This window comes from Kistimonas scapharcae (assembly GCF_039540975.1).
In the GTDB taxonomy this organism is placed as follows: domain Bacteria; phylum Pseudomonadota; class Gammaproteobacteria; order Pseudomonadales; family Endozoicomonadaceae; genus Kistimonas; species Kistimonas scapharcae.
Genome location: NZ_BAABFL010000363.1, coordinates 1 through 9,710, shown reverse-complemented (window position 1 = coordinate 9,710; position 9,710 = coordinate 1). Strand labels below are relative to the sequence as shown.

At 50.4% G+C, this 9,710-nt stretch carries 7 protein-coding genes; 4 read left to right on the top strand and 3 right to left on the bottom strand.

The window, feature by feature from the left end:
- Positions 1 to 474: 474 nt before the first annotated feature.
- The gene (locus ABD892_RS13100; RefSeq protein WP_345196208.1) at positions 475 to 693 is read right to left on the bottom strand and encodes a hypothetical protein; all 219 of its coding nucleotides are present in this window, start codon (positions 691 to 693) and stop codon (positions 475 to 477) included.
- Between the two features lie 69 nt (positions 694 to 762).
- On the opposite strand from ABD892_RS13100, the gene brnQ reads away from it, so the two are divergent.
- From brnQ to mscK, 4 genes are all read left to right on the top strand, one after another.
- Complete coding sequence (brnQ, locus tag ABD892_RS13095) at positions 763 to 2,088, top strand: branched-chain amino acid transport system II carrier protein (protein ID WP_345196207.1); 1,326 nt, start codon at positions 763 to 765, stop codon at positions 2,086 to 2,088.
- A gap of 271 nt (positions 2,089 to 2,359) precedes the next feature.
- The gene (cfa, locus tag ABD892_RS13090; protein ID WP_345196206.1) at positions 2,360 to 3,505 is read left to right on the top strand and encodes a cyclopropane fatty acyl phospholipid synthase; all 1,146 of its coding nucleotides are present in this window, start codon (positions 2,360 to 2,362) and stop codon (positions 3,503 to 3,505) included.
- Between the two features lie 145 nt (positions 3,506 to 3,650).
- The gene (locus ABD892_RS13085; RefSeq protein ID WP_345196205.1) at positions 3,651 to 4,622 is read left to right on the top strand and encodes a hypothetical protein; all 972 of its coding nucleotides are present in this window, start codon (positions 3,651 to 3,653) and stop codon (positions 4,620 to 4,622) included.
- A 66-nt stretch (positions 4,623 to 4,688) separates the two neighbouring features.
- The gene (gene mscK / locus ABD892_RS13080; RefSeq protein WP_345196204.1) at positions 4,689 to 8,057 is read left to right on the top strand and encodes a mechanosensitive channel MscK; all 3,369 of its coding nucleotides are present in this window, start codon (positions 4,689 to 4,691) and stop codon (positions 8,055 to 8,057) included.
- A 70-nt stretch (positions 8,058 to 8,127) separates the two neighbouring features.
- On the opposite strand, the gene ABD892_RS13075 is transcribed toward mscK, so the two are convergent.
- Positions 8,128 to 9,234: a hypothetical protein gene (locus tag ABD892_RS13075; protein WP_345196203.1), complete on the bottom strand. Its 1,107-nt coding sequence runs from the start codon at positions 9,232 to 9,234 to the stop codon at positions 8,128 to 8,130.
- A gap of 150 nt (positions 9,235 to 9,384) precedes the next feature.
- Positions 9,385 to 9,570, bottom strand: a complete 186-nt coding sequence (locus tag ABD892_RS13070; protein ID WP_345196202.1) for a hypothetical protein — start codon at positions 9,568 to 9,570, stop codon at positions 9,385 to 9,387.
- Between the last annotated feature and the right edge of the window lie 140 nt (positions 9,571 to 9,710).

Below are 9,710 nucleotides of genomic sequence, written 5' to 3'. Positions count from 1 at the left end.
GAATCAGGGGATTTTATACGAAAAGACTTGGGCTCTGGGGTTTTCAGGCCGATTTCTTAGCTGTGAACTCGCGGATTCAGGAAAGATAGTCAAACTGTCCTAGTGCATGAACCCCATGAGTGTCCTTTCCGAACTTACTCAATTGAAGAGTTTTTTTATTACACAAAACAAGGAAACCCTGTCTTTAGCAAGAATGTAGATACGAATAAAATCAAGTGCAGATGGGTGGATGAGGGTGGAATTCCAGCGTATGAAGAGGTGGATTTTGTCACCTTTGAGTAGTATTCAGATCTGGAGCGGATCAGCAGCCTGGATGGCGCCTGCGAGGCACCACAATCCCAGACGATGCTGACCGGGCACTGATACGCCTTTCCACCTACCCCTCATACGACAGTGACAATGTTCACGCATTGTCACTGTTATTCAGCCTTTTTCATTCGGTCATTACCTAGTGCACTGGAACCATCGTCTTTGCTAAGTTGGTGTCGCCTGGGAATAACTGTAACCACGAGGCATGTACTGATCATGACCATGCATACTGACAACAATCGTCGTATCGAAGCCGTAAAAGCGGCCTGCATGGTTATATCTGGACTTTTCTTTACCATCGCTATCTGTGGCTTTTTCTTTTTTAGCCAGATCAGGCTGATGGTCTAAAATAACGACTGCCGGCCTGATCTGAAGCGCCGGCATGCTGAACTCTCACCAGAATTCTCTCACCCGGCCTCCAGACAGTCCGCCAGTCCCGAAAGGGGGTGTACTGTGAAACGCAATGATCTGCTCGCTATCTGCCTGGCGATTTTCTCCATGTTTCTTGGGGCAGGGAATATTATTTTTCCACCGATTGTCGGCCAGCAGGCAGGCGAATTTATCCTGCAGGGCGGACTGGGTTTCATGGCAGGCGATATTGGCCTGACCCTGTTAACACTGATCGGCGTCGCCATGGCTGGAGGCCCTGACAAGGTCACCCGTGACCTGCCAGCCTGGGCAGGAAAAGCCTTTTGGATAGCGCTGTTCGCCGTCATGGGACCCGCCTTCGTTGTGCCCAGAAGCGCCCATGTTGCCTACGAGATCGGGCTGCAGCCTTTTATTGGTAACCCGGGCTCACTCACCCTGAACCTATACGCTGTCGTCTTTCTGGCCATTGCCTGCTGGTTTGCAATCAACCCCAGTCGCCTGGTTGTTTCTGTAGGCAAAAAGATGGCTCCCCTGCTGTTGTTGATGTTAACCGTGATTGCCATTGCAACCCTCTGGCAGCCTCAGGGTGGTATTGAAGCGGCGACCGGCGCCTATGCAAGCAATGCGTTCTCAGAAGGAATGGTACAAGGTTACCTGACCATGGATGCCCTGGGACCACTCTGCCTGGGTTGGATGATTGCGCAACTGTTGAGAAACCATGGTGTGCGCAGTGACCGGGATATTGTTCGTTATAGCGCCATGGTGGGTCTGTTCGCGGCCCTCGGAATGGCATTGGTCTACAGCGCCCTGTTGTACCTTGGCGCCACCAGCCATGGTGTTGCACCGGAAGCCACCAATGGCGCTCACATCCTGACGGCTTACATTACTGCACTGTTCGGCACATCCGGTACACTGATCATGGGTATTATCATTACTCTGGCCTGCCTGACGACCGCGATCGGTACGCCCAGTGCCTGCGCCGAATACTTCAACACCATTGGCCCTCGTTTCACTTATCGCCAGTACATCATTGTTATCTATCTGGTTGCCGCTCTGGTTGCCACCCTTGGACTGGAGCAACTGATTGCGGTTTCCATTCCAGTCATGGTGATCATATATCCGCTGGCCATTGCCCTGACCGTCGTTGGGATGGTGCGCCGATGGATCAAGCATCCCGTCTTGGTTACACGTCTGGTTGCTGCTACCACACTGTTGTTCGCAGTACTGGATGGGTGGCAGGCATCCGGATTAATGCCAGACATGCTTAATACCTGGCTGACTGACAACCTGCCATTGTTTGCCCAGCACATGACCTGGCTGGTTGCTGCAGGTATCGCCTTGATTGTCGGCGTACTTTACGGGCGCACGAAAGCACCGCAAAACACTATCGATATCGCGGCAAAGATCTGAGCTGCTGAATAACCTAATAAGCCGGGGAGCGTCGCTCCTCGGCTTTCAACCCTCAATCAAGGCTGTCCACAATAACGTTTAAACGATAATGACGTTTAAATCACAAACTGTTCACGACTGTTCAATCAGCCTGCTGATACGCCCTCTTTGACATGAATCGCAATCACCAAAAAAAACGATTGAACTGACAATGATCTGGCTCAGAACCGCTTCACTGCACACGGTGAAATAGACGCTAAACTTAGCAATTTTATTTCTCGGTCTCTGTGCCATGGGCACCATTGCAAGTCATCCAGTCCGCACCGGTTACGCACGTCGTGCGCTTGAGTCTCTGCTGTCAGGCAGCGGCATACAGTTTGATGGCACGAATCCCTGGGATATTCACGTGCACGACGCCCGCTTTTATTCCAGGGTCCTCAGACAACGCTCGCTAGGGCTGGGAGAATCCTATATGGATGGCTGGTGGGACTGCGAGCAATTGGACGCATTGTTCCACAAGCTGCTACAGCATCGCGCCGACCGGCTATCACATCGTAAACTTGGCTTTATCCTGGACTCGCTTAAAACTCGCCTGTTCAATCTCCAAAGCCGCCGTCGTGCATTTGATGTCGGTGAACAGCATTACAACCTAGGCAACGACCTGTTCTCCGTCATGCTTGATCCCAGTATGAGTTACAGCTGTGGTTACTGGAAAACTGCTACAACGCTTGCAGAAGCTCAGGAAGCCAAACTCCGGCTTATCTGTGAAAAACTGCAGCTAGCCCCCGGCATGACCCTGCTGGATATCGGCTGTGGATGGGGTGGACTTGCCGAATTTGCCGCCACCCATTACGGGGTAGAAGTCACGGGCATCACCATCTCCGATGAGCAGATGACTCTGGCTTGTGATCGTACACGACATCTGCCGGTTAGCATTATTCTGAAAGATTACCGTGAAATGGACGGACAGTTCGATCGTGCGGTTTCCGTGGGTATGTTTGAGCATGTGGGTGAAAAAAACTACCGATTGTATATGGAAACCGTCCACCGGTTACTGAAACCCGGCGGTTATTTCCTGCTCCACACCATTGGCAACAACACCACAACCCATGGCCGTGATCCGTGGATTCACAAATATATCTTTCCTAACGGTGAAATCCCCTCACCAATACAGCTGACCCGCAGTATTGAGCCATTGTTTGTTCTGGAGGACTGGCAAAACTTTGGCCCCGATTACGACCGAACGCTCCTTGCCTGGCATGAGAATTTCAAACACCACTGGCCAGAACTGAAGCCCGCCTACAATCAACGTTTTTACCGGATGTGGACGTATTACCTGCTGTGCTTTGCCGGTGTTTTCCGCGCCAGAGAATTGCAGTTATGGCAGCTGGTTCTGTCCCACGGCAAACGACCCAACCGATACGACGCTGCTCGTTAACGAACGCTGACCGTTAGCCAAAAACACTGTCATGCTCTTCAGCTACAGTGCAGAATACGTCCTGCGGTTGCTCTGCATCACGACGTACATCCGTCGTTTCGTGATAATAGGGATATTTCCAGTACAACAATCAGAATCGTTCACCATGCAACGCCTGTACATTCATGGCCGGGAGATCGTCATTGATACGGTCAAGGTCAGCCTGACGCTGTTTCGCATCATGATTCCGGCGCTTATTGTCGTCAAACTGCTGGAATTAGGGGGTTTTATCGAGATTCTTGCAACATGGATCAGCCCCCTGATGCAACTCATGGGCCTGCCGGATGCTGCTGGTCTGATCTGGGCCACAACGATGCTGGCCAATATTTATACAGGCATGGTCGTATTTTTTACCTTGCCGGGTGATGTTGGCTGGACCCAGGCGCAGGTCACCATCCTGGGCACACTGATGCTGCTGGCACACAGCCTGCCGGTTGAAATCCGTATTGCACAGCGGGCAGGCTGTCGTCTTCTTACACAGCTGGTACTACGCATTGGCGGTGCCATTGTTCTGGCGATACTGCTGAACCAGCTCTACCACTATGGCGGCTGGCTGGATGAACCGGTTACGCGTCTGTGGCAGCCCAGTGTTGTTGATGACAGTCTCAGCACCTGGGCCCTGACGCAACTGGAAAGCTGCTTCTGGATCACGATCACGATCATGGTCTTGCTGACGCTGCTAAAGATTCTTCGCGCTATCGGGGTTGAACAGGCTATCAGTTACCTCCTGCAACCCATACTGAAGGTGCTTGGTATCAGCCCCAAAGCCACCACCATTACGATTATCGGTATTACACTCGGGCTATCCTACGGTGGCGGTCTGTTAATTCGCGAAGCAGAAAGCGGGAAAGTCGATGCCGCCGATATTTTTGCAGCAATCAGTCTCCTTGGGCTTTGCCATAGCCTGATTGAAGATACGCTACTGATCATGCTGATGGGCGCAGACCTCTCGGGCATTCTCTGGGCAAGGTTGCTGTTTGCTGTCATTGTTGTCGCCGCCCTGGTCCGCTATCAGCAAAAACGCAGCGAGGGATTCAGTCAGCGTTTCCTGGTAAAACCACCCAAAACAGGCTTATAACGTGTCAGTTGGCAGCTTCAACCAACCTGTCATAGGCTGACGTAGTCTTTTATCAAGGTATTGGCAATGGCAGTTAAGCAGTACAGCCGCCTTCTCCTTGGAATCTTGGCAGCGCTGATGGCCATGCAGGTCATGACAGCCTCTGCCGAGACTCCTACCAACGGCATCATGAACCTGGCGCCTCCCAGTGTTCGGATGATCAGGGATTCCATGGAGCGGGTTCAAAAAGACCCAAATCGTTCAGAAGAGAACCGGACACAGCTTACAGAGCTGTACCAGCAAACCCTGCAATACCTTCAGGAAAGTGAAGAGAACAGTGCAACACTGGCCTCGCTTCAGAAACGCTTGCTGCAGGCCCCTGCAGAGCTGATCAAACTGAAGCAAGAACAGAAAGCATTGCAAACGCCCACAAATATTGAATTACAGGACGATTATAGCCGTCTGTCTCTGACAACTCTTGAACGACAGCTACAGGAAGGTCAGGATCAACAAAGAACGCTTCAACAACAATTAAGCCAGCTCAATGAGCAAATCACTAATGAGCAGGCACGCCCTGATACCTCACAAACCCAAATCGATGCCATTGGTACACAGCTGGTATTAATGTCTGATGAACTGGCAACACTGTTAAATAAACAGGACCAGCAACCCTTTCCCAAAACACGTCAGCAGATGTTATTGGCCAAGCAGGCAGCACTGCAAAGCAAAAGCCAGTTACTGCGTCAGGAGATACTGGCCAGCAGTACCATGCTCGACCTGATCACTCACCGTCGGGACCTGGTACGCAAACAACTGCAGATTCTCAACAACCAGATTGCACTGATGCAGTCTGAGGTCAATCGCAAGCGCCGTCTGGTCACTGAAGAAACCATCGCTCATATCAGCAAAGTGACCGGACAGGATAACCCGCTGCTGGCAGATCAGTTACGACTGAATGCCGGGCTTGGGCAAGAGCTTCTGCAGCTGAACGATCAGCAGTCCGAGCTTCAGCAGGAAGATAATCGCATTAAAGATCTGCAAAGGCGTATGCAGGATCTGCAACAAACGATCGAACAACAAACCGCCGTTTTGGAAAACAATCCACTGCTGGGCAAAATCCTCAGGGAGCAACAACAGGCGTTGCCCAAGCTGCGACTGTACGACGATATAGATACCACTATCAGTGATATACGGCTTAAGCAGTTCAGTTATGGCGAACAGAGACAGCGACTCAGCGATCCGCAGGCCGTCATTACCGCGCTCTTTCTGGAACATCAAATTCCAACCGATCAACAGGTCAGCCTGCGCAGGGCCATTGCAGATCAACTTCAGACCCGCAGGGATCTGCTGGATCGAATCCAGCGGGAACTGGGTACCCTGCTCTCTATCGCCATTGATCTGAAACTGAACCAGAAGCAACTCCAGCAAAGTAGCCTGAAACTGGTCAAGTCACTGGACGATCAATTGTTCTGGATACCCACCAACCCCCCACTGGATACGGACTGGCTGAAAACCATACCTGCCGATATTCATGATCAGATTACGGCGTTGAATACCGGAAATATTCTCCCGGCTCTCTTACAGGGCGTCCACAAGCGTATCCCACAAACCATCATTATTCTGGCGATCGTGATGATTCTGGTGATTCGGCGAAATACCATTCAACAGGCACTAACCGACTTATCCGGCAAAGTCGGTGACGTTCGCCATGACAGCATCTGGGTCACACCCCAGGCCCTGTTCCTTGATGCGCTGCAATGTGCCATTCCTCCACTATTGATCACGCTGTGTGGATACCTGATCAGCAGAGCTGGCGGAACCTACGACAGTCTTCGTGAAATGGGAAAATTGCTACAGATCACCGGAGGATTCTGGTGGGTGTTGGCCTTTGCCACACGCTTACACCTGCCGGGTGGGATTGCGGAAACCCATTTCCGTTTACCCGCAGTTTTTAACCAGAAACTCTACCAGGTGCTTAACCTGACCCGCTGGGTCATGGCACCTCTGATCCTGTTGGTCCCCATGCGGGAAATCAATGACGTGATCAGTCAGCTGCTGACCATGCTTGGCTGCGGATCACTCGGTATTCTGTTGTACCGGTTATATCAGCAGGTCCCCAGTCTGTTTGGTTTCCGCTTTCTGGATAGTCTTATCTGGCTGTTTTTAATTGCTACTCCACTGGGACTGATCATCCTGATTTTAAGAGGGTACTACTACACAACGCTTGTCATACTCGGCCATCTGGTCATCAGTCTGTTTGTGATTGGCGTCTGGGCTTTGTTAAGGGCGGTTATCAAACGCGGCATCTATGTGGCCAGCCGTCGGCTGGCCTTCAGTCGTGCATTGAGTCGTCGCGAAGCCATGCGTGAGGACCGGGAAGTGGAAATTCCCAACCTGGATCTCGAAACCATCAACCGCCAAACCATACGCCTGCTCAATGCTTTCATGATTGCCCTGCTCGTGCTACTGCTCTACTGGGTCTGGCAGGACATGATCACCATTTTTTCCAGTATTGAAGCCATTACAATTACCACCACCGGCATGAAAAGCGACACCTGGCAGCTGGGCGATATCATGACGGCCCTGTTGCTGATACTGGTGACCATGGTACTGTCACGAAACCTGCCGGGATTACTCGAGATTGCGGTACTGTCACGCCTGCAGTTATCTCAGGGATCAGGGTATGCGATCAGTACCCTGCTCAGTTACTCGATTACGGCCATCGGTGTTCTCAGTGTTCTATCCACATTGGGCGTCAGCTGGGACAAGCTACAGTGGCTGGTTGCTGCTGTCGGTGTCGGGCTGGGGTTTGGTCTGCAGGAAATCTTTGCCAACTTTATTTCCGGCATTATCATTCTGTTTGAACGACCGATTCGTATTGGCGACACGGTCACCATCGGCTCACTCAGTGGTACAGTGTCACGCATCCGGATCCGGGCTACGACGATTACGGACTGGGATAACAAAGAGATCGTTATCCCCAACAAAGTCTTCATTACCGACCAGCTCATTAACTGGACGCTCAGTGATCCGGAAACCCGTGTCGTTATCATGGTCGGTGTTGCCTACGGCTCCGACCTTGCCAAGACCCGCGAACTGTTACTGCAAGCTGCCGATGAAGACCCGCGGGTATTGAAAGAGCCTGCACCCTCTGTCTTTTTCCTGAGTTTTGGCGACAGTACCTTGAACCATGAGCTTCGGGTTCATGTGAAAGAGATGGGGGATCGCCTGATCACACTGAATGACTTGAATACCCGCATCGATACCCTGTTCCGTGAACACAATATCGAAATCGCCTTTCCGCAACGGGATATCCACATTCGCACCACCGAGCCACCCTCTTTCCATGAGGAAAAAACGACCAGATTCCAAAAACGTTCGCAGACGACAACCGCTTCATCAGACGATGACCCCGGGCTGGATATCGGTTTCAGTGATGATGCAGAACCCATTTAACCTAGAAACTAAACAGCCGTTGCCAGATTGGAAACGGCTGTCAGAAACAACGGAGACGGAACGATTGCGGTCAATGCTGAGCAATAGGCTTCAGATGCTCCCTGACTTCCTGGTTGTCACCTTTCCAGATCACACTATCAATAAAGTAATGGTGCACATTGATAAATAATGTGAAGAGTACATAGAACAGGCGAGCGCCTGTCGACTGCGTGTCATAACTGATACTGTCATCCAGTACGGACGGCAGCCACTCAAAAAAGAGTGCACCAAACAATAACGCCAGTCCCCACCAACGGGCCTGTTCTACCCAGTAACGTTTCCGCTCTTCTGCCGTATTACGTTCAATCTTGTTATGCATATAAACACCACAGAACATCAGATACTGGAGAGAATGGAAGAATGGAATGATATAGGCATATTTTGGGTTATAGAAAACAGGTGCCAACCAGAGATAGGCGGTCATAAAGCCCATGATGGCAACATGATTGGGTAATTTTTCCTTGAGCCAGACTCTTCGCGCAATCAAACCACAGCAAATCGCAAAACTGATAATCGCCAACCCAACACTTGTCTGACCAATCCAGCCAGGAATACTGTAATAGCTATATTTGACTCCCCAGAAATCATGTTGAGCAGCTTCTGGCATAAAGAATAAAAAACCACTTTCATTAGCACGGAACAATTGCACGTAAGAACAGACCCAGAGCAGGTAGAGAGCGGTTTTGAACAACCGAACTTCCGTTTTCCGATAATAGGTACCACTGTTCGAGGATGTCAGAATGAAGCAGCCAAAACACTGTTTGACATAATGCCACCCCACAAAGAAGAACATTGCATGGATAAGTATACGGACAAATAATCCATCCTGAGTGATGACGGCAGCCAAGGATAGCGCCATCAGAATAACCGGTACCACAACCCCAACCATGAAGAAACGTTTGTCAGTCGTTATCCTGTTACGATGATAGCGATAAAAAATCTGGTAACTGATCATGAAGTGGGGAAAGTTGACAAGAAACGCAAGACACCAGGTCAAATACCAAAGATCGAAACTGCCATAAAAATCCAGAAAGGCAAGCGTCGTCAGGTAAATAACAAATGCCATTCCTCCCACTAACAGGAAATCAACCACTGGCCCATAAAAATAGTTAGGTGAAGGTGTCGCCGCTGCTTTCATGACATATCCCTGTCAATCACTGATGATTAGTTTTCCGTCACTTTATTGTCAGATAAAGACACAACCTCCAGTATAGACAGGCATTACTGTTCTTTCCGGAAACATTTGCATCACCCTTTCTGACATTATCTGTCGGGCTGCATCCAGGCTTTACAGACCTCTTTGCCACTCTTCTCTTAATGCAATTCGCTCAGGCTGCCGAATGGCCGTACGCACCTTATCCAGCAGTACCGCTTTATCCCTGCCGAGGACGCCTTTCAGGATCAGGTAATTGGATGCGTGATCACTGCGAAAGATCGTTTTTTTGAGTCCCAGATGGTTCAGCAGAATTTCCATTTCATTGAATAAGCCCTGTTGATCCAGTGGCTCGAAGCCTACGCCAAATCCCTGCTGGAAATGTAAACATCCCTTTTTTAGTGGCACCCTAAATTAGAGTTTTCCGACAGCTCGGATTTAGCCAGGTATTCCCATGGCGT